The organism is Paenibacillus oenotherae, assembly GCF_019443105.1.
Taxonomy (GTDB): Bacteria; Bacillota; Bacilli; order Paenibacillales; family Paenibacillaceae; genus Paenibacillus_Z; species Paenibacillus_Z oenotherae.
The window spans coordinates 208,700-231,482 of the sequence record NZ_JAHZIJ010000006.1; the positions used below are offsets into that span (position 1 = coordinate 208,700).

The following is a 22,783-nucleotide window of genomic DNA, read 5'->3' on the forward strand; positions in this document are numbered from 1 at the left end:
CATTGACCCAGATGGATGAATACTTAGATCCTTCTCCCGAGATGAACCGTAATAATCTGCAATCAGACTGCGAGAGCTGCTTCGGTCTCTGCTGTGCCGCGCTGCCCTTCTCAGCATCGGCAGACTTCGCGATTGACAAAAACGCAGGCCAGCCATGTCCCAATCTGCAAGCGGATTTCCGCTGCGGCGTCCATAACAACCTCAGGCAGCTCGGCTTTCGAGGCTGCACCGTTTATGACTGCTTTGGCGCGGGGCAAAAGGTTTCTCATGTGACCTTCGGAGGAAGGGACTGGAGACAAGCCCCGCAGTCCGCGAAGCTCATGTTCGAGGTATTCCCCGTCATGAGGCAGCTTCATGAGCTGCTGTGGTATTTGACCGAAGCGCTGGCGCTGCAGCCGGCACATTCCATTCATAACGAGCTGCGTTTGGCGTTAGCCGAGACGGAGCGTCTTACTCGCCTCAGTCCAGAGGCTCTATTGGAGCTGGATATAGCGTCGCACCGCGGATCGGTTAATACGCTGCTGCTGCAGACAAGCGAGCTTGTGAGAGATGAAGCCAGCCGCAAGCACAAGCCCTCGCGGGGGCGGCAGAAATCCTTCAGCCGCAGCGCCGATCTCGTTGGTGCCAAGCTGAAGGGTGCCGACCTCAGATGTGCGAATTTGAGAGGAGCCTATCTTATTGCCGCCGATCTCAGAGGCGCTGACCTGAGAGCGGCTGACCTTATCGGAGCTGATTTTCGGGACACGGATCTTAGAGGCGCTAACCTTACCGAGACGATCTTTCTTACTCAGTCACAGCTAAACGCAGCGAAAGGCGATGCCTCCACCAAGCTCCCTCCCCTCCTCCACCATCCTGCTCACTGGACTGCTTCCGGAGCTTAAAGTCAGCGGCGAACCGTGAGCGCCGCGCATCTCCCATCGATCAGCTACCAGCGCGCCGAGTGGTGCTGCATGGCAGTGATCGATCGATCGGCTGCGGCAGAACAGGAGCGAGTACAGCGGAACAGGGCCTAGCACAGCAGAACAGGACAGGAGCGCACAGCGGAACAGGGCCGAGCACAGCAGAACAGGCGCGAGTACAGCAGAAAACCTGCATAAGTGCATGAATTTCGGTTAAAAGTACCCCTGCGAGGTAAAATTCCTGCGATAGCGCAGCAATAGTTGGCTGAAAGAACCAATTAGAGACAAAGATGACGAAATGCCTGCGCTTGCGCAGGCATTTCACTCTTTTGCAGGCCGGAACGAGAGAAAGCCTGCGTTTACGCAGGCTTGTTCGCCGTTTATCGAAACACGTCTCCTGATTTAGAGAAGCTTACAGCACTCTAAACATGTGAGACGACCACCATCGGTCTGTGAGCGTAGATGGGAGACGGTTATTCCACCTGAAGCGTAATGCCCTGCAAAACCACATGCCACAATTCATTGCATTCAAATTCCAGCGGCATTTGAATCGAGCAGACCTTTTCGAGCGGCCAGTTGTTGTCAACAATCTTATAGTCCGGTGAATCATTGATCAGCAATACACGAAAATCATGTGTTACCAATTGTGACAATATCGCTTGCAGCTGCTGGGCTTCATCGAATGAGCCGCCGAGCCGAACAAACAGAATCTTTCGGCAGGTTGCCGCCTTTTCATAAAACCGCTCAATGCGTCGGTTCAATTTCACTTTGAAATCATCGAAGTAATACAGATTATGAACCTCATTGGCATCTAGTGGCAGATCGTGAACCAGTAATATATTGTAAAGATGATCCCGATAGATATGCCCGTTCGCAGCCTTTTCAAGCTTCATGTTCGGCAGCTCCATAAAGTTGGCAAAGCGATTGTAAAGAAGCAAGTTGACCGTGCACAGATCATCGCTGATCATCCAGTCCAATACTCCGCTGTACGGCCGCAAATGGTGTTTATGCAGCTGTATAGAAGCAAGACATTTTCTGCCAAGGCTAAAAACAGCATTATACTCGCCTTTGATTTGCTCTAGTCTCAAGGTGGTCCCCCCCTTAATTAAAGATGAGTGGACATTGTGCTGCAGCACAACCGCATCCTTTCACCCCCTGACAAAAGAATCTATAGCCTTCCAAACTTCTCGAAGAGCCGGCATCGTTCATGTGAAGGGGCGACATGCCCTCCTCCCTCCATTTATATCATTTGCTACAGTATATTTTGATAGAATTGCAGTGCCTGTTTCTTTGAACCACTTGCCAATTTTTATTTGTACCTTGCTTGTTTTCACCCATCAAAAAAAGGCCATTTCCGACGAAATCATTCAGAAATAGCCCTTATGCTATAACGCTAATTGATTCATACTGCTTCATACTTAACTGCGGCGATCATGAGGAAGATAGGCCGCCGGAGTTCATCCCGCATATCTGGATGCTCGGCCAGCATTTCTGGTGATGGCTGCGGCTCAGAGAGCTTCGTAATCGTAAATCCGGCTGCAATTAGCGCATTTATATACGTGGCGACGGTTCGATGGTATTTGACAACATCATTGTCCAGAAATCTTGTTTGCCGCTGGCCTTCATCCTGGTAGTCATCGACTGGCCAATGCAGCCGCTCGCCTTGCGGCCCGTAATACCAGTCTTGCGCTGCGCGCGCGGTAAACACCGGATGTTCGACAGACAAGACGAAGGTGCCGCCAAGTGTAAGGCAGTGATGGATTTTGCTGCAGATGGAATCAAAGTTCTCCACGTAATGTATAGCAAGTGAGCTAATGACGACGTCAAATTCCTCCCCATGAAAATCAATGTCTTCCATGGCAAGCTGACGGTACTCGATCGCAGGATCATTCGTGATTTCTCTTGCACGCGCCAACATATTGGCAGAGAGGTCTACACCTACCACTGACCGCGCCGACTGCTCCCGCGCATATCGGCAGTGCCAGCCAAAGCCGCAGCCAAGGTCGAGCACTCTCTGGTCGTTAAGATCGGGGAGCAATGCACGCAATTCGCGCCACTCTCCTGCAGCATTCAACCCGTTAATTGAACGAGGCATCTTGCTGTAATTCTCGAAAAATCCGGGGTCATCATATTTGTTCTGTTTCATTGAATTATAAACTCCTTCTCTCAGCATCAACTTTCCTAGCGGATGCCCATCATTCTACAAGTCAATTTCTATCATACCATTCTTGCCAGCCAGCCGTGCATTTCCGTACCGCAGGATCAACCTTTAAGCACGGTTCAAGAAGGCCGATATATCGTTATAAAAGATGTCCATATCAGCTGCTTTCAAATCATGACCGGATTGACAATATTCCTTGATCGTCAAGCGGCTGCACATCGTTTCATATCGGGCAATGCAAACTACATTAGCATCTACTAATATAATTATTTACTTATATAATGAATGCGACTATAATACTCGTGAGTCCGGTTCTTACGACAATTATTTCACTGGAATGGAGGTGACGGCCCCGTGATTCCATTAGAAGCTCTATCAGAAACACTCAAGCTCTTATCCGACAAAACCCGACTCACTATTCTGGCCCTTCTGAAGGAAAAAGAAATGTGCGTGTGCGATATTGTCGAGATTTTGCAGACCACTCAGCCCAATATTAGCCAACATTTAAGGAGGTTAAAGACCGGCGGACTCGTAATGGAGACACGTCGCAGCCAATGGGTCTACTATTCCCTCAATGTTGAGGACAAGCCATACCTGCATGGGATTCTGGCTCAGCTACCATCCATGAAGGATCAAATAAACGCAGCGAAATCACAGAACTGCAATTAATCAGGAGGCATTATGCTGGCAGTCGCATCTCTTATATTCTTAATCACATTAACATTCGTCATTTGGCAGCCTAAGGGCTTGAATATCGGCTGGTCAGCTAGCGGCGGAGCATTGCTCGCACTAATGGCAGGCGTGGTCAGCTTTCAAGATGTGTGGGATGTTACCGGCATTATATGGAACGCTACCATTACGTTTGTCGCAATCATACTGATCTCCCTTATTCTTGACGAACTCGGCTTCTTTGAATGGGCAGCACTGCATATGGCTCGTATTGCCGGCGGCAGCGGCAAGCTAATGTTTGTCTATGTAATTCTGCTAGGCGCTGCAGTTGCCGCTTTCTTCGCCAATGACGGAGCGGCTCTAATCTTGACGCCAATCGTTCTTGCAATGGTCAGGGCGTTGAAATTCCACGAACGAATGATACTGCCCTTTGTTATAGCCAGCGGTTTCATCTCGGACACGGCTTCACTTCCACTCATCGTCAGCAACCTGGTCAATATTGTGTCCGCAGATTACTTCAACATCAGCTTCGCTCAATATGCCGCCCGGATGTTTGTCCCGAATCTGTTCTCTGTAGGGGCCAGCTTGCTTGTACTGTACCTGTTCTTCAGAGGCAGCATACCTAAGCAATATGATCTTCAACAGCTGAAATCACCCAAAGAAGCGATCAAAGATCCTTTTCTATTCCGTGTTTCCTGGATCGTTCTCATCGTTCTCTTCATCGCATATTTAATCAGTGAATCTCTCAAGCTTCCGGTTGCTGTCATAGCCAGCGTTGCGGCTGCCGTCTTGATCGTGGCTGCCAGACAAAGTCCGGCGATTAAGTCAGGACAGCTAATCAAGAATGCTCCTTGGGCGGTTGTCGTCTTCTCAATCGGCATGTATGTCGTTGTATATGGCCTGCGCAACGTCGGATTAACTGGCGAGTTGGCTAGAGTCTTTCAATGGATTGGCGATCAAGGCCTATTCGCGGCAACGGTTGGAACCGGCTTTATAGCGGCGATTCTGTCCTCCATTATGAATAATTTGCCGACTGTCATGATTAATGCGCTTGCCATACAGGAGATGAATCCGACAGGCATCACACGTGAAGCATTTATATATGCGAATGTAATTGGTTCTGATCTGGGGCCCAAAATAACACCTATCGGTTCATTAGCCACTCTGCTCTGGCTTCATGTCCTTTCCCGCAAAGGGATAAAGATCACATGGGGCGCCTATTTCAAGACTGGTATCGTGCTTACAATCCCTGTATTGCTCATTACGCTGATCGGGCTTTATCTGTGGCTTAAAGTAATTAGTTAATCACATGAAATATAGATTAGGAGCTGAAATGCTATGGAGAAGAAGCTGGTTTATTTCTTATGTACAGGCAATTCCTGCCGCAGCCAGATTGCAGACGGATTTCTGACCGCCATCGGCGGGCATAGGTACGAGGTAAAAAGCGCGGGGCTTGAAGCGCACGGCTTGAATCCACGGGCTGTTGCCGTTATGGCGGAAGCAGGCGTCGATATCTCGGGCAATACTTCCAATGTCATTGATCCTGAGATTCTCAATCGGGCGGCATACGTCATAACGCTATGCGGCCATGCTGATGAGCACTGCCCTGCCATCTCTAATCCTGACGCCACCCAGTGGCATTGGGGGTTCGATGACCCTGCCAAAGCAACGGGAAGCGATGAAGAGATTATGGCCCAGTTCCGGACTGTACGTGATGCCATCAGACATCGCATTGAAGCATTTGTGCTGAAAGGCGATTAGTTAATGATGCTAATTAAACGTATGACGAAAGAAATGACGTGAAATGACGTGAGAGATCAGACATGTAGTCACGTGGCCGGATAAGGATATAAGCCATATCAAGCTGAAGGATGATGGTCATCATTATGGATTGTTCGTAAAGGAACAGCTTCTATCTGTTATCTCACTGTTTATCGAAGGTGATCACGCTCTATGCCAATTGCTATAGCGTTAGCAGCTTCCGGTCCACTCTCTTCAAATAATTATTCATCAACAATGGAAGAGAAATAAGAATCGGGGGATCATCCGCCCGGGGAACATGAAGGGTAACTTGCAGATGCGGGACGTTGGAATAAGGCTTGACTATGATCGGCTCCTTCGAGCGGGTACGCAAGGTTGAATGCGGCAGCAGGAAATCCATTGCCTTCATCCCCCATGCGACCGATGTCGCCATCAAATAATAGATGCCCGGCTTCACATTCGAGATACAAAAATCCCCCAATGACGACACAAGCGTCCCGTATAAAGGCAAACCTTCGGGAATCGGCTTGGCAAACAAACCGATCAGAATGACGCCATCGAAAGGAAGCTCTGCCTCAATAGTTCCTTCTATTCTTGCATATTGATTGAATGCCGGCTGCACCGGATTCCATTCTCTCAGCCTGCTCAAGGATAACAAATGGTTGTCCGCCTGCATGGTCGATTCCCGGAATTGGGATGGGCTCACTCCTACCCGTTCCGTGAATCGGGTCGTGAATGTGCCGAGACTCTGCTGTCCGATCTCCAATCCGATGTCACGCACACTCAAATTTGTCTGCAGCAACAGATCCTTCGCCTTCTGCAGGCGGAGGGCAGATACGTAATAAAGAGGCGACAAGCCCATTCGTTCCTTGAAAATACGGGCGAAATGATATTGGCTGTAGGACACATGGTCAGCCAATCGGGATAATGGCAGCGGGTCATAAATATTCTGATGAATAAAGGCAATTACCTCATCGATCTCTGAATAGCGAGCGGTCACCTTTCCTAACACCTTCCTCCTGCCGTGATCCTTCAAATTTCATTCTCTCACACTAAACAGAACAACAGTTCGTATTTATATTACCATATCTTTCATGATTATGGAACGCTAATTAATTTCAATATTGTTAGGAAGCCGTTCATTCATTTTCGGAAGGGGATGATATTTTGAAGTTGACTAAGGGTAGAATCATTAGTATCGCTTTCTTGCTTCCATGGATAACTTTATGGCTGGATACATTCGAGCGTATAGATAACCATACAAATGTGTTGGGATTCCCACTGAATTTTTTATTCTACTATAATGCAGACAAACCAGTGACAATTTATGAACTCTTTCAAGATGACCGTTTTACTTTCCATGGAATCGCTATCCGAATAGACCTTTATTTGTACGGTGTTATTTTCTACTATCTGGTAATTACTGTTGTCCATAAAGCACTAACCCTTCTGACTGACAAAAAGAAAGGGTAAAACCAGCTAATGCTTTTTTGTCAATAATGTAGTTGGGCTGTCTGATAAGTCCATTATCCAATGAGTCCGTCCCAAATGATGGTAAAAGTGAAAAGATGCCTCCAAACCACTAAAGTGGAACTGAAGGCATCTCTCTCATTGTATATGGGGGACTTGGTGGGGACGCTGAAATCATCAAACGACTTTCTGGACAGCTCCTTATCCAACGGTTTTGAAGACAGCGTGACGGAGGAAGAAGCCTGCGAATGTGCATGAATTTCGGTAACAAGACGCAATAATGGCAACATTCCTGCGATGAAGCATGAATTTGCGAAAAAATCGACCGTTAAGGAGAAATAAAGGTGAAATACCTGCACGCTGGCAGGCATTTCACCTTTACGGGGCCAGAAGCGAGCAAATACATGCCGTTTCGCATGTTTCGCATGTTTCGCATGTTTCGCATGTTTCGCCTGGCTCGCATCTCATATTTCGCATCTCGCATCTCGTATCTCATATTTCGCATCTCGTATCTTGTATCTCGTAATTCGCATCTCGCTTGGCTTGGTGTTTGAATGGCGGATCGTCCTCTGGCGTGGAAGTACATCAACAGTCCCATGATCGCAGACATTCCACATCCCACATCCCACATTCCACATTCGACATTCCACATCGTACAGCTTCTTACAGTGGAGTTTAAGATTCCAAAAAGGACTTTCTGGACAGTCCCCTGCCCCTCACTCGAGTCGACCTATTAAGGATAATTAAACTTCCCGCTCTTGCTTACTTTAGCGAGGTCATTCTGAAGAATGAACTTCCACAGATCATCGGCGTAATCGAGCACGAATACCGCGCTGACGCCTTGGGCGAACAGGCTGCTCACGGCTCCGGTCAATGCGGGCTTCAGAAAGTCCAGCACGGGCAGCCCGCTGCTGCCGCCGAAGCTGACGAAAGCGCCAAGTCCTGCGCCGCCTGCTCCTGCGCCAAGGATTTTCAATGGATCAAGACCCTTGCCTGCGGCCGCTTCCCTGCCCAGCTCTGCAAGCGATCCTGCGGCAAAGCCTACCGCTGCTTTCCCGAGAGCAGCAGTGCTTGGCTTAGGTATGGATAGCTTCCCCGTACCGAGAGTGCCGCCGCCGAACAAATAGCTTCCGAAGCCCATTATTGCCCCTGTAATCGCTCCAACCAAGGCGCCTTCGAGCATTTTCTCCCAGATATCGCCGATTGAGCCTTGGCCCCCGGCAAAACCGGCCGTGAACCCCATTGCAGCACCATTGACCGCTCCGGCCAATGCGCCGGTGAGCAGCGTAGCTGCCAACGTTTTGGCACCGAACGCCGCGGCCATTCCGGCACCGATGCCCATGCCGCCGAGCGCTGCTGCTCCGCCGACCGCCATGCCGCAAAGCACGCCAAGCAGCACATCGCCTCCGGCAGCAGAGGCTGATATTCCGCCAACCACGCCGCCTATTGCCATGCCGATGCCGACAGCAATAATGCCTGCAACACCGAAGGTTACGACGCTAAGCACCACCGCCAGCACAATAACCGCCACAACGGCGACTGCTGCGACAATCTGTTTCCAATTGTCCTCGAACCACTGCCCGATCTCTTCCCAGAAGTGGCCTGTGGGGTCGATATAACGCAGCGGATTATTCTGCACATAGCTGTATCGATTCCACGCCATGGGATGGTACAGCTCCGGCACCATCGTATCCGGCATCAGAAACCGGCCGATCTGCGGGTCATAATAACGTGCCTGGCAGTACAGCAGCTCTGACCAATGATCATACAGAGCGCCCGTATACAGATGCGATGTTCCCTCTGCGCCTGCTTCAACCGTATTATCCAGAACCGCGCCAAACGGATCATAGTACACCCGCTGCAGCACTGTGCCATCCATCGCCGTAACAAGCGTCGTGCTGCCCAAATGGTCGCCATGCAGGAAGCTTGCCGTGCCAGCGGCCAAGGCTAGCTGTGCGACCCGCACAGCTCCATCCATAATATAGCCGATTGCTGTGCCATTCTGGATCGTCAGCAGATCATCAAGCGTCCACTGATCCAGCTCCTCTGCTCCGCCTGTTATTTGCATCCGCACGCGACTGCCCGCGTGATTGTAGGTACAGGCCATCTCCTCATTCCCTCTTGTCACAGCAGTCATCCGGCCAATTGCATCATAGCTGGCCTCACCCCAAGGTCCAGTCCGCGTCTGCCCGGTTGCCGTATAGGAGAATGCATGCGGGCCTGCCGTGGCCAATCGTCCCTCGGCATCGTAGACATAGGCGCCAACATCGGATTTATGGGTCAGATTGCCCCCGTTGTCATAGTTATACGACCACAGTTGGCCCGATATTGTACTTGCTTCCACCAAACGGTACAAATTGTCATATTCATAGCTGGCAGCAAGCTTCGGATCAGGCGAATCGACCCCCAGCAGATTGCCGACACGATCATGACGGTAGTCGAACTGCTGCAGGACAGCGCCAGTGCCGTCTACCGTATGCAGCCCTGTCAGCCTCAAGCTTAGCGCGTCATAGACATACGCAGTCGCAACACCGCTTGCGTATTCGATGCGATCCCTCAGCCCTGCTGTATTATAGCTGATTTTCTTCACAAAGCCGGGAATAGCGCTCAGTCTGCCCCTTTGATCATAGCTGTAGCGTACAACCAGTCTTCCGGCGGCGGCAGCCGGCTTCGGATACGTGATCGATTCAATCTGTCCTGTTGCCCGGTACGTATAATCGAACGCGAACTTTTGGCCCCCTAGTCCATCAGGAGACAGCTCCCTGTGCTTTACGCGCCCCAGCTCATCATAAGCAAGCACCTCCGAGCCGCCTTGATGCGTAATTTTCACAATTTTCCCTTTACTGTTGCCATCCCCTTCAGGAGGAGTCGCGGCTCCAGCATCATCGTAGGTAAATTGGGCCGTCTGGGCGCCTGACCCCGGCAATGTGGTGCGGAACAGCCGATCCAGCGCATCAAATTCAAACCGTACCTTCTTGCCTGCCGCATCGCGCTTCTCCACCTGATTGCCGCCAGCATCGAATACGAACAGAGACTCCCCCGAGACGGGGTTGTCCGTCAATAAACGCCGACCTAAACAATCGTAGCGGAAAGTCGATTGAGCGCCTGCCGAATCGATAACGGACAGCAAATTGCCTTTAATATCATACTCATAAAAGGTCGACAGCCAGTTGCCCGCATCATTCACCGCAGCCTCCATAATGCGCCCGGCCGGATCAAAGGTATGTCTAGTTGGCGTCGAAGCATGACGGGCCCCTGCCTCGGAATTCGTATCCTCCTCATCGTACATATAGGCAATTCCGGGCTCGAACGCCTGCTTCTGCAGCGTGCCGTCAGCGCCTAGCGCTTCTATAAGACGGCCGATAGCGTCATAACGAAATTGCCGGGACGCTATTCCGAGAGCAGCGGGGTTCGTGTAAGCGGGCTCCGGACTCTGGAACGGAAGGAACTGCTTCTTGATCAGTCCTCTCGCCGAATATTGCTGGCTGGTCTCGACAATCTCCTGACCGCCTGCAACACTGCGCTCCTCAATGGTTTGACCGGAGCCGCTTATGAATGTTTTGCTCACGAGTGTCTCCGCTTTCCCATTCTCTAGCCGTTGTGCGGTTAGCAGACAGGCGGGATGCTGCTCCGAGCCTGCGGCCGGATATTCATACCGGATCGTCGGGAACTGGTCGCTTGCCCCTGGTTCGATGGCAGCCAGCAGCCTGCCTAGAGGATCATATCGATTCATAATGGCAACGCCGCTTGCATCCGTAAGCTTGCTCACCTTGTTCGTGCGATAATCCAGCTCCGCCTCCGTCATGTTCCCCAGCGCATCCGTTACTCGTATGGGCTGGATCCGGTGGGCATCGAATTCCAGCCGGGTGGTGTTGCCGCGCGCATTCGTCGTCGTGCCCCGCAGTACGCCGCCGTCCTCGGTGCGCGTGTAGCTCACCTGATTAATCCACCAGCCGTTCTCTCCTGCGCGGCGATGATAGCCAAGCGCAGCGAAATCAGGCAGTTCGCCGCCATAGACCTCGGCTGTCAGCTCATCGCTCAGCACGAGCGTCTCTTGTCTTGTCAACAGCCCTGCCGCGCCTATTCCCGATTCGGGAAGATCGTCGTAATAGCTTATTGTTGCCGAGACGATCCCCCCGCTTCCGTCTCGCTGAATGGTCCGGGACGGCTTCCCGCGGAAGCGCGAAGCCGGGTCAATCGCATAGGAAGTTTCCGTAATCAAAGTCCGGTTAAGGGCTCCATTGCGCGGATCCTCGACCCGCTGCTCCTGAATGGTCGCATTGCCGGCATCATCAAAGGCCTTGTTCAGATTCACCGTTATCCGATACGGCTCGGCCTCCCTCTCATAATAAGCGGTGCGGCTCTCCAGCAAGCGTGGCGACACCCGTTCCTTCACGTTCACAGACCCATCCGGCGGAGGCACCACATGCACTTCCCAGCTACTGCTTGTCCTCATGTAGGCCATATTTTCTTTATCGCTTCCGTCAGCGCCGAATACTTCGGTTGCAAGCAGCTTGCCCCGCAAAGCTTTGAGCCGTGTCCGCTCCTGCTCCGCAAGCGGTCGATCGGGCTCATCAGGGTGAAGTCCCAAGTGATAGCGATTGCGCGTCAGCATTGTCGGAATCGACTCATCGCCATACTCTTCAATCTCCACTCTGCCGAATCCGCAGAATTCACGGGATATGCCATCATAATGGCCGTCATGATACCGGAACCTCGTTAGTCCCGGGCTGTCACTGGCCCCATCCTGTGTCCGCAACGAGAGAATAACCGGTATCGGAAAAGGCAAAAATGTCGGCCATGCCTCCCCGATCGACTCGTCACGCAGCGCTTGCGAAGTCGATGACCCATATTCAATCTCCGTCACGAGTCCCATGCCGTTATCGATTCGGTTCAACAAATAGGGCTTCACGCTTCCCGCAAAATCCAAATAATAATAGTCTGTTGCTCTGGCCCCAGGCCTATTAATGGACCAGAGCACACCGGCCGTTCCCGAACCATTCATATCGGCCAGCCGGATTTGTTCAGGCGGCGCCGATGGCGCAAAGCGGATTTCTTGAGGGTCGGCCAGCCGATGACCGTTCACATTCAACCAATACGTAACCCGATCCGTCCCCACATAGACAAGATCGGCACAGCCATCCCCATCCACATCGGTCAGGAACATCCTGCGCGGATCATAGAGCCTGCCCAGCTCCGGCGGATTCGCCACTACGACCGGATCATCCCATCTGCCTAACCCTAGATATGGCCAGTAGACGACTCCCGAACCGTCCACCCTGACCAGATCCTGCAGGCCATCGCCTGTCATATCGGCTAGATGGACGCGGGAATCTTTCAGAAAGACAGGCGGCGCTTCAGATCTCGGGATAAGTACAGGCCTCTCCGCCCACTCCCCGTCCTTTTCCCGGTAATACAGACTGAAGTAATCCTCCCCTGTCACCAGCAAGTCGGCAATGCCGTCACCGTTCAAATCAACCAGCCTGACATTGGGATCAGACAGACGCACATTTGGCGTTCTCCGCCAGAAGACGGGCCTCTCGAAGCCGCCCTTTGCCTTATGGGGATAATAGCCGGCAAGCGGACGGTCCAGCATAATAAGATCCGCTGTCCCGTTCCCTTCCATATCGGCAAAGGCCGTGCCCGGCTCACTGAGCGATACAGCCGCAGGAAGCGGTCCGATTGAGCGCGGCCTCCCCCATGTCAGATCTCCCTTGTTCTTCCATACACGCGCAGTGCCGCCGCCGATCTCAAGCAGATCAGGCAGCCCGTTCCCATCCCAATCGATCAGCTCGCGTGTTCCTTGCTGCAGTGCCCCGGGCCGCGCGTCAGGAGATTCCGCGCCGATCCGCTCAAGCGTTCGTGGCTGGAAGGATGAATAGGACAACGTCAAGACGGGTACAGAGGCTGATTCTCCGGCATTATTGTATCCGGTCAGCTTCACCCGCTTGAGAAATGAATGTCCCCCTGTCTCTTCAGCTGGCGCGTACATCAGCTCCCACCGCCTTGCAACGGGATTCTGCTCCCCGTTCACATGCAGCTCAATATGGGTACAGCGCAAGGAATGCGACTCCACGAATCCGGCACGCCTGCTGACCCAGAGGTCGGGACGCTCCTCGTAGTAGAAGAGAACCGAATAAATACTATAATCGATCCGCTCCGGATAGAGCACATTCCCGTCATGCAAATACGAATAGCGGACCTTGAAGCCCAGCGAATCTTCAATTTCCTGAATCACCCAGCTGTAGACCTCCTCGCTGCCGCCAATATGGAGCGTTTGTCTCCCGTTGCCAGTCGTTCCGAGCCGATAATATTTGCCCGCATTATCCATGATGCGGAATCCTTCACCCTCGCGAGCAATGATCCAGCCGTTCGTATCGGGATTCAGGCGGTAGGTGCCATCCCCCGTCTCAGCGAGCTCTCCGCCGCCTGCAAGTATGAGCGGATCTGCCTCAGTGAACGTGGGGATTCGTTTGTCGGTCGAGCGTTTGACAGCAAGCTGGCTCAAACCAAAGCCAAAGCCGAAAGGGCCCTGCCCGCCTGTCGTCTGGTAATGAAGGGCGAGCTTGGGGGCGATATCGCCCGGTCCATTCGGAATATCCAGCGGGATCGAATACGAGCCGGTGCCGGTATGAAAGTCCGTCTGGAACGTCTCTCCTAATCCGTTTACTGCTCCGCCGCCCTTAGGCAGCGACAGAATCTGTTCTGCCGTTCCGGTCGTTGCGCTCATCGTTTCATCTCCTTTATCGAAGAATAGCTCCCTGCGGAATTAGACTCGCGGCGTGAATTCATATTCCGTCAGCAGCACGATGTTGCGGATCTGGTCAAGCTTAAGCTTGCCGTCCACGACCAGTGCCGGATTGTCTGCGGCCACAATTTCCACCCGATAGGAGCCGATCGACGACCCTGCTGCCAGCGGTTCCCACGGATGACCGGCCGATACCACAATTTCCCCTTGTGCATTCGGGCTTGCAGCCAATGTTTCATGATGTGACGGGACGCTCAATCTGATCGTCCAGCCGGAGGGATCGACCCCTTCCTCCGTCAGCAGCAGCAGGCTGAGATTCCGAAGCTGCGGGCTCTCTTCCTGGAACGGGAAGTCTGTTTGGTCCAAGGTGAAATCGAGTACGCCTGTATCCTGGAAATGGAAGAATGCATCCGGATAGGTCCACCGCAGCGGAAGGCTTCGCTGCCGCAGGTTCGCCGCCGCTATAGCAGCAAGCTCTGCCTTCACGTCTTCAGCAAGCGCCGCGTCATAATTCGCGTTGTAGTAGAACGTTATGCGAATATCTGATATCGAATAATAATCGAGATCATTGGAGGAACGGGGAATATCAAGCACCCATGAGCTGGCAACCCCGGCTCCCTCGAATATTTTCAGCGTTCGGCCATCTGACGGGAATATGAAGCTGTCCTCCCTTAGCCGATATTCCGACAATAGCAGCGTTTCCTTAGGTTGGATTCGGAACTTCAGCTCATTGATATCCGCCGTCCGATAACGGCTCACACCGCCGTTCGTCAATGTGCCGCGTACACCGGAGGTTGGAAGAACGCCGACAATCTCCACCTCGACGCTTTCAATTCTGCGGGCAAATGTACCGGGGAATGCCAGGTCGAAATCCTCGACGCGTGTCTCGAATGCCATCCGTCCCGTCTGGCGGAAAGCGGTTTCGAACAGGAACGGATAGCGGTCCATCAGCGAGATCGTTTGTTTGACTGGCACACGCTTGCGCTGCACATGAACGATCGCATCGTAGGTGAACGAATCGATATCCAGCATGAGCGCATCCGCCGCCAGCATCCCTTTTACCGACTGAGAGGCGTAATCGCTTTTGATGAAATGGCGGTTCATATCATTCTCGAAATTATAGGCGCGCTGCATCAGCCTTGCCGATCTGAGCGCCATATTGAAGTAGCTGGCGGAGATTCCCCGCATGAACAATCCCATCTGGTACCATACATCCTCGGAAAAGAACTGATTCTCGAACGCTTCCAGATTGTCTTTGGCCGCCTGCTTGCGCAAGCCTGCAATAACCTCATTCTGCTTCGCTACATCCAGCTGGGCTGCAGAAGCGTTCAATTGGGCCTGCGCCATCGCCTGGGCCTTGGCCATCTCCGCCTGCTGCCGCTGCATCGCAGCAAGCTCATAGTCACGTGTAATGATTTGCGAGCGCTTCGTCTTCTCGGCGATCACCTCATGAATGTGCTGGCTCCCGCCATCAATGCCATTCTCCAGCTCCCACGGATTCTGTGACGAATACCAGGCAATGCTCGTCTGCAGGCCGATACGTTCCCAGCTCATGGCCGAATAATCATTGAAGTTCTGCTGGGCATTCGCGGCCCGGACAGCAGCATAATCTCTGCCTGCCTCATAGACCTTCACTTCCATCTCGGCAGCCTCACGCTGCTGCTTGGCGAGCTCCAGCTCAGCGCTTGCAATGCTGCTGGCCTGCTCCAACTGCTGCCTGGTCAGCGATTCATTCTCGCCCCGGTCATAGAACTCGATAAAGCCGCGCTCGGCCTGAATGGCCTGCTGGGCAAAATATCTTGCAACATTCTGCAAATAATCAAAGGTCCAAATCGGCACAATATTCGCCATGCCAAGAAAATCCAGATTGGCGGCAATCTGCGCAAGCCGATTGCGTATCGTCAGCACGACAATCGCAAGCTGCGGATTCATCGCGCCGATGCTCCCGCTCGCCTCATACTCGACCAGCATGGCCTGCACCTTCGCCCCCGTCACCGCCAGCTTCTCAGCCTTGTAGAGAGGCGAATCCGGGTTGATTGGCGAAGCGGCGCCCGGTGCATTGGCAACAAGCCGATAAATTTCTGCCGCCTTGGCAAAATCATCATTTTTGTACAGCAAGTCCCCCCAGTGCAGAACGTTAGTAGCCAGCTTCAACCACAAGGACGGCAGTTCAAAAGCGAGATTGATATATTCATAATTAGCAGCATTCAAATAATAGGATTGCGCGGTCTCGTAATCACCCAGCGCATGATAGCAGTCGCCGAGTGCAGTGGGCAGAACGTAGAAATAGAGGTGGGGAAGTTGGATGGAGAAATCGGTAATGATATCGTCATGCCATCGAATGCGGCGAATATCCGCGTAATCGATGCGGGATTTATAGATGGCATGGATCGGATCTGCCGGAGGAACATCTCCGCTCTTCCATTCCAGCCGCAGCTGTTCCTTGCCGATTGTCGTAGCTAAAGTCTTCGTGAACTCCTTCTCCGCAGCAGTCGCTCTGCTCTCCACCCGCTGCTTGATCCATCCCCCGCCTTTGCCCGGCATGCGGAAGGTGATGGCAAGGCCTTGCGCGGTGTGCATATCACTAAGCGTTCGCGGCTCGATCGACAGCTTGTCCCCGACCGACAGCTGATCCGCCGTCACAGTCTGCGAAAGGACGGCCCGTATGGGAACGTTCTCCGGGACAAGACCCTGCGCTTGCTTGACCAGCTGCTCGCCCTGCTTGAGCAGTTCGGCTGCCCGTCCTTGAGCGCCTTGCTTGACATAAGCGGCAGCCATATTGAAATAATATTGAGCTTGTCCGACAACATCATCATGCTCGACGAAAATACGGTTCGCCTGATTGAGCAAATGATGGGCTTCTTCCGTCTGATCCTTGTTGATATATACCGCCGCAAGGTTATTAGCAGCCGCGCCATAAGCGGATTTGGCATCCTCCGAATCGGCTCTGGCCGCATGCTCCATCGCAAGCTTGAAATAATATTCGGAACGGTTCCATTGCCCTCTGGCCGCATAAGAGATGCCGAGCTCGCTGGCTGATTTGGCCGATTGAAGCTGTTCATCTGCGGACTGAACGCCAAGTCCTTCATAGACTGCAAGCCTTGAGCGCACCTCAGGAACTTCCGTGAATACGGGGCCGAATTTGTCTGAGTAATCGGTTAATGGCAGCGACTCGATCAGATCAAGACCTGCCATAAGCAGCGGATTGAACAACATACGATCCAGCGGGAAAACAGCCTCCGGCCTGCGGGCGACCGGACCCGGAAATCTGGGATGCAGCAGCTTGTAGATTAGCGCTTGCGCTGTCTTGTAGGTATCGATCGCCTCGCGGTAACGCCGCTTGAGAAACAGGGCATTGGCCGCATCCAACCGGGCTTTAATATCCTGCAGCTTCTTCTCCGCTCCGCCGCTTGCTTGCAGGCGATTGGAATAGAGCGATTCAGAGAGCAAGCTGCCCTCATCCAACAAATAATTCGCTGCTGTCTCCGAAATTTCCCGGATTGTCAAATAATTTTCCTGAAACTTAACCGTCATCCGATAACCATCTCCTCTTCAATAGTGGAATACGGATCGCCAGTATAATTCTTCATGTCTGTTAAGCCGCAGCAATCACCATCAGTATACATATCTTCCAATTATGCAGGTATAGTTAGAAAGGCTTATTACTCTAGTTCAAATGATTTATTAAGAGATCTGCCGGTTCGACAGCTTATTCTGTCCGCTGCACAAAAAAACCGGCTCCTCCCTAACCTTCAGGGATGAACCGGCAGCGCTCCAGATCAACTTGTCCATTGTCATCGAACAAGACGCCTTCATTTATAAGATAAAGCTTCTGCATATAGCGCGCTTCATCATCCTTAATGGCGATCTCTCCCTTCACGTTGACCACTCTGTGCCAGGGAAGTCCGTGGGCCGCACTCAAGGAATGGAGGATTCGCACAACCTGCCTGGCCCCTCTCCGGCTTCCGGCAAACTCGGCGATTCCCCCATAAGTCATCACATACCCTTCGGGTATGGCTTTAATCGTCTCGATCACTTTCTGTGTGAAAGGCTGCATGCTCTCACCCTCCTGAAATCTGCCTGGCGACACGGCAAGATGGACTGCTTAGATTAACAACTTCAGTTCTTTCAATGATAGTCTTGTAATCATCCATTGATTTAATTAATTACCCGCCCCTAACACCTTTTAAGAAAACTTAACCTATAGTATAGAAGGTATTCCGTTATTGACAAGGAAAAAGATATAGATTTATCCCCGAGAATCTTGACCCTAAATCTCTAGACTTGAGGTGACCTCGATAATGGAAGAACGATTTGCGGAGTTAACAGAACTAGTTAGAAAACAAAGTAATCAAATTCTTGAAATGCAACAGAAAATAAATATTTTGGAAGATAAGATATTACGCCTATCTATCTGTAAAGTGTCCAATGGAAACTATCCTTATTATGACTTTATTTTGTCATACGGCATTACACCTGATCAACAATCTCGGATCAATAGATTATTTATGGCATTATCCAATAAGCTCGCTGGCAATACACTACCTACTGGACTCAGGGAAGAGAGCTATTCTACTGACTTTTTGTTTAGTGATAAACCAATCAATTGGGATGATGTAAAATGTTCCATTACACGCATCTGGCCTGTCACAGATGCTGACCTGCCATTGTCATTGATAAAAGCAATGAAAGATCAAGGATTGCAGATTCAAGTTTGTGACTACTTGCTTTCCCAAGCTTAAAGCCCGTATTTAAAGGGGCTTCATTCATTATGCCTTCTCTTTAAGCCGAGCCATCGATCGTGTTTGAATCGCCCCATTCCCTCTGCTTGCTCTTACAAGACGGATCCGATATGCAGCAATGATTGTTATTATAGCAAAAATCATAAAAATATTGCTATAAACAACAGACTCCCCCTGCTGAACGTTCAGCGGATTCCAGCCGGCGTCAGCGCCGCGATCTTGCATTTTGCTATATAACGCGGATGCCGCGGCAATGCCGATAAAATTCATCATTGCCATAAGTCCCATCCCTACTCCGAGGCAGCTCCATGTCCCGTTTTCGCTGCTTCTGGCGCTGCCGCCCCCTTCCGTCCCAACAGATTCGTTCCGATTACTCCCGCAATGATGAACAGAGAGCCAAGCAGATGGTATACTGTAATCTCCTCCCCCAAGAAGATCGCCCCGGCGGCAATCGAGGTAATGGTTGATAGATTGGAGAATACGCTCATCCTCGATGCCTCCATTCTCGACAGGATATAGTTTGCCGTCAGCGCTGTTATTAGTGAAGACACAATACCCAGGAATAGAATCGATAGAATAAAGGGAGTGCTAGTCAGCGGAGCGAAGAATTCCTCTAACGTTCCATTGGCGCCATGGCTGGTCAGCGAGACAATGAGAAATACGGCAAAGCCGATCCCAAGCATCAAGTAAGTGATTTCTGCCGGGCTGAACTGCTTCGACAGCGAGCGGGCCAGCACACTGTATCCAGCGAACGCGACACAGGTTAAGAACAGCAGCGAAATTCCCGTCATGCTCGACAGATTGATGGTGCTCCCCTTCATGATGAAGATGAAGACAACACCAAACACCGACAGCAGAATCGACAGCTTCTGCAGGATGGTGGTTCTTTCTTGCAGAAATAGGGCAGCGAGCAGGAGCGTTACAACGGGTGTAAAAGCATACAGGATGCCTCCCTCTGCGGAGGTGGCATGCTGAAGGCCAAACGCTTGCAGCGTGAAGAAGCCCAGCGGATACATGGCTGCCAGCAGCAATGCCTTGTATATCGGCTTGCCGCGATAATTAAGCTTGACCCAGCCGCATGCAACCGGAATCGATATGACGGCAAACGATGCGGCAAAGCGGAAGGCCAGCGTATCCATCGGCTGTGCGTGCTGGAGCGCTATTTTGGCAAAGAGAAACGAAAACCCGATAATTGCCGCATTAAGCACAGCCAGTATATAGGCCAGCCTTAGTCCTTTATCATTCATAAAAGCCCCTCATCTCTTTACTTGTATAATCGGGAATGTGTTCGCGAACAGCCCGACCGTCAGGTTAAAGATAATGCATTCAAAGGTTCGAATCCATCTCATTTTGCCCCAACTGTATCGATACAGTTGATCGGGACTTGCCTTTATAATAAATAAGAATCGTGGCATGATGAAAGCAGGCCTCAGAAATAAAAGGAAATGCTCCAATGCGGGCCGAATGCCGTGGAGTTGAGCAGGGGGATGCCAAGTGAAAAAGTATGATACGATCCTAACCGACATGGAGCATAAAATCAGTCAGGGCCAGTACAAATCCGGACAAAAGCTGCCATCAATCCGCGACGCTATGGCGCTGTATGGCTGCAGTGTCAGTACGGTTGCACGCGCTTACGCTGAGCTGGAGAAGCGCCATGTGATTTATTCCATTCCGCAAAGCGGCTTTTACGTAGTCGAGCATACGCATGATAGCACTACGGATAAAGTCAGCGAAGTGATCGATATGGCCTCGGCCTCGCCGGATGCCAATCTATTTCCGTACCGCGATTTTCAGCATTGCCTGAACAAGGCGATAGACAAATACAAATATCAGCTGTTCACCTACGGCGATTCCATGGGGCTGGATACTCTCCGCCAGACGCTGGTCTCTCATTTGGCCAATGACCAGGTGTTCGCGAAGGCTGACGGGATCTTCATTACCTCCGGCATTCAGCAGGCGATGGAAATATTGGCGAGGATGCCGTTCCCGAACGGCAAATCGACGATTCTGATTGAGCAGCCGGGCTACGATATTTATTTCAGCTATTTGGCGGCGGAAGGCATACCCGTGCGCGGCATCGCCCGCACGGCGAAGGGAATTCATTTGCAGGAGCTGGAGGAGCAATTCAGAAGCGGCGATATTAAGTTTTTCTATACGATGCCGCGCTTTCACAATCCGCTGGGCACTTCATATAGTGCGGAGGAGAGGAAGACGATCGCCAGCCTGGCCAGCAAATACGATGTGTATATTGTGGAGGATGACTATATGGCTGATTTGGGCGCAGAGCAGCGGTTCGACCCTATCTATGCCTGCAACCGGACCGCTCATGTTATTTACTTGAAGAGCTTCTCCAAGATCATCTTCCCGGGTCTGCGTCTGGGGGCCGCTGTACTGCCTGAGCAGCTGGCGGCAAAATTCCGCTCCTGCAAGAGCTACGGGGATACCTCTCTTCTATCACAGGCTGCGCTTGAAGTGTATATCAAAAACGGCATGTATGACCGTCACAAACAGCGTATAAGCAGCCAATACAGCGCTCGAATCCATGCTTTGAAAGAGGCGGTTGAACGGTATAACCAGGCAGGCTTGATCGAAATATCGGATGTCAGCTCGGGGGTCTATGTTCAGTTCAAGCTGCCGCGAACCGTTAACCTGGAGAGCCTGATCGGCAGGCTTGAGAAACGGAGTATCCATGTCAGAGCAGGCAAGGACTTCTATTTGCCGGATTTTCCAGACCGGGAAAAGTTTCTGCGGATCAGCATTTCACGGGCGGAGCCGGAACAGATTGATAAAGGGGTTAAGGCCATTATCGAGGAAGTTCACCGTCTGCACTAGCCCGTATGTCCCGCGATATTCACCTTAACCCCTATGCGCTTGCGCTATCGGATGAGATTGAGCGCTGTATTGATCTTATCCAGATAGGCAGGATCATTGCCTGAGCACATCAGTTTAACCTGTCCGCTGCCGTCACCGTCCGCGATGCCGATCCGATACAGCATGGCCTGCAATCTTCGCACGGTCCCCATGTTCCCGTCAATAATTCCGATATGCGGCGGCAGAACCTCACGAAGAATATCTCTGTAGAAGGAATAATGGGTACAGCCCAGCACGACCATCCCATACCGGCTGAGGTCATAAGCAGAGAGCTTCTCGCGGAAGTAATCACTCATAATTTCTCTATCGAACTGAAGCGACTCACAATAATTGACCAGCTCCGGCAAGGGCAGTGAATCTACGATATTGAGGTCATCCACCCGTGATACGAGCGCATAATACTTGGGCTGCTTCAGCGTTAGAGGCGTTGCAAAAACGAGCACTCTCAGCCCTGTCTCCCGATTCATCTCCACAGCAGGCTTAACAGCAGGCTCCATGCCGATAACCGGAATGGAATAACGTTCTCTCAATTCTGCTACAGCGATGCTGGTTGCCGTATTGCAGGCAATGACCAGCGCATCGATACCCTCCTGTATGATCAAGTCTGTCGTCTCGATAATATAGGTTTTTACTTCATCCTTTGATTTGGTTCCATAAGGAACGTTAAGCCTGTCTGCGATATAGACAAAATCTTGTGTAGGCAGCTTGCGGATCGAGTCTGCCATCACCGTAAGACCGCCAATTCCAGAGTCAAAAAAACCAATAGCCATGTGTGATCGATTCCTATCCTATTAATCTATAGCTATTACAGAATAACGCGATATGAACCCGATGCGCAAGGCTAGACTCTTCCATTCTCTCCTCTCATCCGTTAGTGCGATAGGTGAGCAATACGATTTGACCGATTTTCTCCATATTCTGCAGCTCCCAGACACTTGGCGCCGTTCCGCCTAGGAACAGTGGAATGCCTCCGCCCAGCACTTTAGGAATGATAGCGATTTGCAGCTCATCGACCAGATGGTGGGCCAGAAATGCCTGCACGAGCTGCCCCCCTCCTACTAGCCATATGTCGCCTTTGGCTTCAGCCTTTAATCGCGGGATAAACGATTGCACCGGCTCGTCAACGAATATGACATGCGGTGCAGCTGCCGGCTCTGATCTGGTGAATACATAACAGGGCTTATCCGAATACGGAAATTCTTCCTCCAACTTCAGTACCACATCGTAGGTGAGCTTTCCCATGACCACTGCTTCAACCCTGCTGTAAAATTTGGAATACCCATTATCTCCCCCATCGCCCTGGACATCAAACAGCCAGTCAACCGAACCATCGCTTCGCGCAATATACCCATCCAGACTCATTGCAATGTACAACACAACTTTGTTTACCGACATTTATCATCTCGCACCCTTCTGATATTCATGCTAAAGTATAACTACGACAAAAAGTGACGTAATCAGG

General features: G+C 51.5%; 16 protein-coding genes. 6 read left to right on the top strand and 10 right to left on the bottom strand.

Annotated elements, in window-relative coordinates; all coding sequences use genetic code 11:
* Positions 1-11: 11 nt before the first annotated feature.
* The gene (locus K0T92_RS11475; protein WP_219872664.1) at positions 12-881 is read left to right on the top strand and encodes a pentapeptide repeat-containing protein; all 870 of its coding nucleotides are present in this window, start codon (positions 12-14) and stop codon (positions 879-881) included.
* A gap of 491 nt (positions 882-1,372) precedes the next feature.
* On the opposite strand, the gene K0T92_RS11480 is transcribed toward K0T92_RS11475, so the two are convergent.
* Both K0T92_RS11480 and K0T92_RS11485 read right to left on the bottom strand, forming a co-directional pair.
* The gene (locus K0T92_RS11480) at positions 1,373-1,987 is read right to left on the bottom strand and encodes a DUF1796 family putative cysteine peptidase (RefSeq protein WP_219872606.1); all 615 of its coding nucleotides are present in this window, start codon (positions 1,985-1,987) and stop codon (positions 1,373-1,375) included.
* Positions 1,988-2,301: 314 nt separating this feature from the next.
* On the bottom strand, positions 2,302-3,045 hold the full coding sequence (locus K0T92_RS11485) for a class I SAM-dependent methyltransferase (protein ID WP_219872607.1): 744 nt from the start codon (positions 3,043-3,045) through the stop codon (positions 2,302-2,304).
* A gap of 369 nt (positions 3,046-3,414) precedes the next feature.
* On the opposite strand from K0T92_RS11485, the gene K0T92_RS11490 reads away from it, so the two are divergent.
* The 3 genes from K0T92_RS11490 to arsC are packed head-to-tail and all read left to right on the top strand — an operon-like array spanning position 3,415 to position 5,490.
* Complete coding sequence (locus K0T92_RS11490) at positions 3,415-3,729, top strand: ArsR/SmtB family transcription factor (RefSeq protein WP_219872608.1); 315 nt, start codon at positions 3,415-3,417, stop codon at positions 3,727-3,729.
* Positions 3,730-3,741: 12 nt separating this feature from the next.
* Positions 3,742-5,034, top strand: a complete 1,293-nt coding sequence (locus K0T92_RS11495; RefSeq protein ID WP_281423141.1) for an arsenic transporter — start codon at positions 3,742-3,744, stop codon at positions 5,032-5,034.
* 33 nt (positions 5,035-5,067) lie between these two features.
* Positions 5,068-5,490 (top strand): arsenate reductase (thioredoxin), encoded by a 423-nt coding sequence (gene arsC, locus K0T92_RS11500; protein ID WP_219872609.1) that lies wholly within the window; start codon positions 5,068-5,070, stop codon positions 5,488-5,490.
* 202 nt (positions 5,491-5,692) lie between these two features.
* Here the strand turns inward: arsC and K0T92_RS11505 are convergent, their stop codons facing one another.
* The 4 genes from K0T92_RS11505 to K0T92_RS11520 form a co-directional block, all read right to left on the bottom strand.
* Positions 5,693-6,502, bottom strand: a complete 810-nt coding sequence (locus tag K0T92_RS11505) for a helix-turn-helix domain-containing protein (RefSeq protein WP_425517651.1) — start codon at positions 6,500-6,502, stop codon at positions 5,693-5,695.
* A 1,191-nt stretch (positions 6,503-7,693) separates the two neighbouring features.
* The gene (locus K0T92_RS11510; RefSeq protein ID WP_219872610.1) at positions 7,694-13,690 is read right to left on the bottom strand and encodes a toxin TcdB middle/N-terminal domain-containing protein; all 5,997 of its coding nucleotides are present in this window, start codon (positions 13,688-13,690) and stop codon (positions 7,694-7,696) included.
* 39 nt (positions 13,691-13,729) lie between these two features.
* Positions 13,730-17,242 (bottom strand): Tc toxin subunit A-related protein, encoded by a 3,513-nt coding sequence (locus K0T92_RS11515; RefSeq protein ID WP_219872611.1) that lies wholly within the window; start codon positions 17,240-17,242, stop codon positions 13,730-13,732.
* A gap of 211 nt (positions 17,243-17,453) precedes the next feature.
* The gene (locus K0T92_RS11520; RefSeq protein ID WP_219872612.1) at positions 17,454-17,765 is read right to left on the bottom strand and encodes an MGMT family protein; all 312 of its coding nucleotides are present in this window, start codon (positions 17,763-17,765) and stop codon (positions 17,454-17,456) included.
* A gap of 244 nt (positions 17,766-18,009) precedes the next feature.
* On the opposite strand from K0T92_RS11520, the gene K0T92_RS11525 reads away from it, so the two are divergent.
* Positions 18,010-18,450, top strand: a complete 441-nt coding sequence (locus K0T92_RS11525; protein WP_219872613.1) for a hypothetical protein — start codon at positions 18,010-18,012, stop codon at positions 18,448-18,450.
* A 27-nt stretch (positions 18,451-18,477) separates the two neighbouring features.
* On the opposite strand, the gene K0T92_RS11530 is transcribed toward K0T92_RS11525, so the two are convergent.
* Complete coding sequence (locus tag K0T92_RS11530) at positions 18,478-18,729, bottom strand: hypothetical protein (protein WP_219872614.1); 252 nt, start codon at positions 18,727-18,729, stop codon at positions 18,478-18,480.
* An 11-nt stretch (positions 18,730-18,740) separates the two neighbouring features.
* A complete protein-coding gene (locus tag K0T92_RS11535; RefSeq protein WP_219872615.1) occupies positions 18,741-19,697 on the bottom strand; it encodes a DMT family transporter in 957 nt (318 codons plus the stop codon).
* A gap of 247 nt (positions 19,698-19,944) precedes the next feature.
* On the opposite strand from K0T92_RS11535, the gene K0T92_RS11540 reads away from it, so the two are divergent.
* Complete coding sequence (locus tag K0T92_RS11540; protein WP_219872616.1) at positions 19,945-21,282, top strand: aminotransferase-like domain-containing protein; 1,338 nt, start codon at positions 19,945-19,947, stop codon at positions 21,280-21,282.
* A gap of 44 nt (positions 21,283-21,326) precedes the next feature.
* Here the strand turns inward: K0T92_RS11540 and murI are convergent, their stop codons facing one another.
* Together murI and K0T92_RS11550 are read right to left on the bottom strand one after the other, a co-directional pair.
* Positions 21,327-22,091: a glutamate racemase gene (gene murI / locus K0T92_RS11545; RefSeq protein WP_219872617.1), complete on the bottom strand. Its 765-nt coding sequence runs from the start codon at positions 22,089-22,091 to the stop codon at positions 21,327-21,329.
* 94 nt (positions 22,092-22,185) lie between these two features.
* Positions 22,186-22,716, bottom strand: a complete 531-nt coding sequence (locus K0T92_RS11550; RefSeq protein WP_219872618.1) for a dihydrofolate reductase family protein — start codon at positions 22,714-22,716, stop codon at positions 22,186-22,188.
* Between the last annotated feature and the right edge of the window lie 67 nt (positions 22,717-22,783).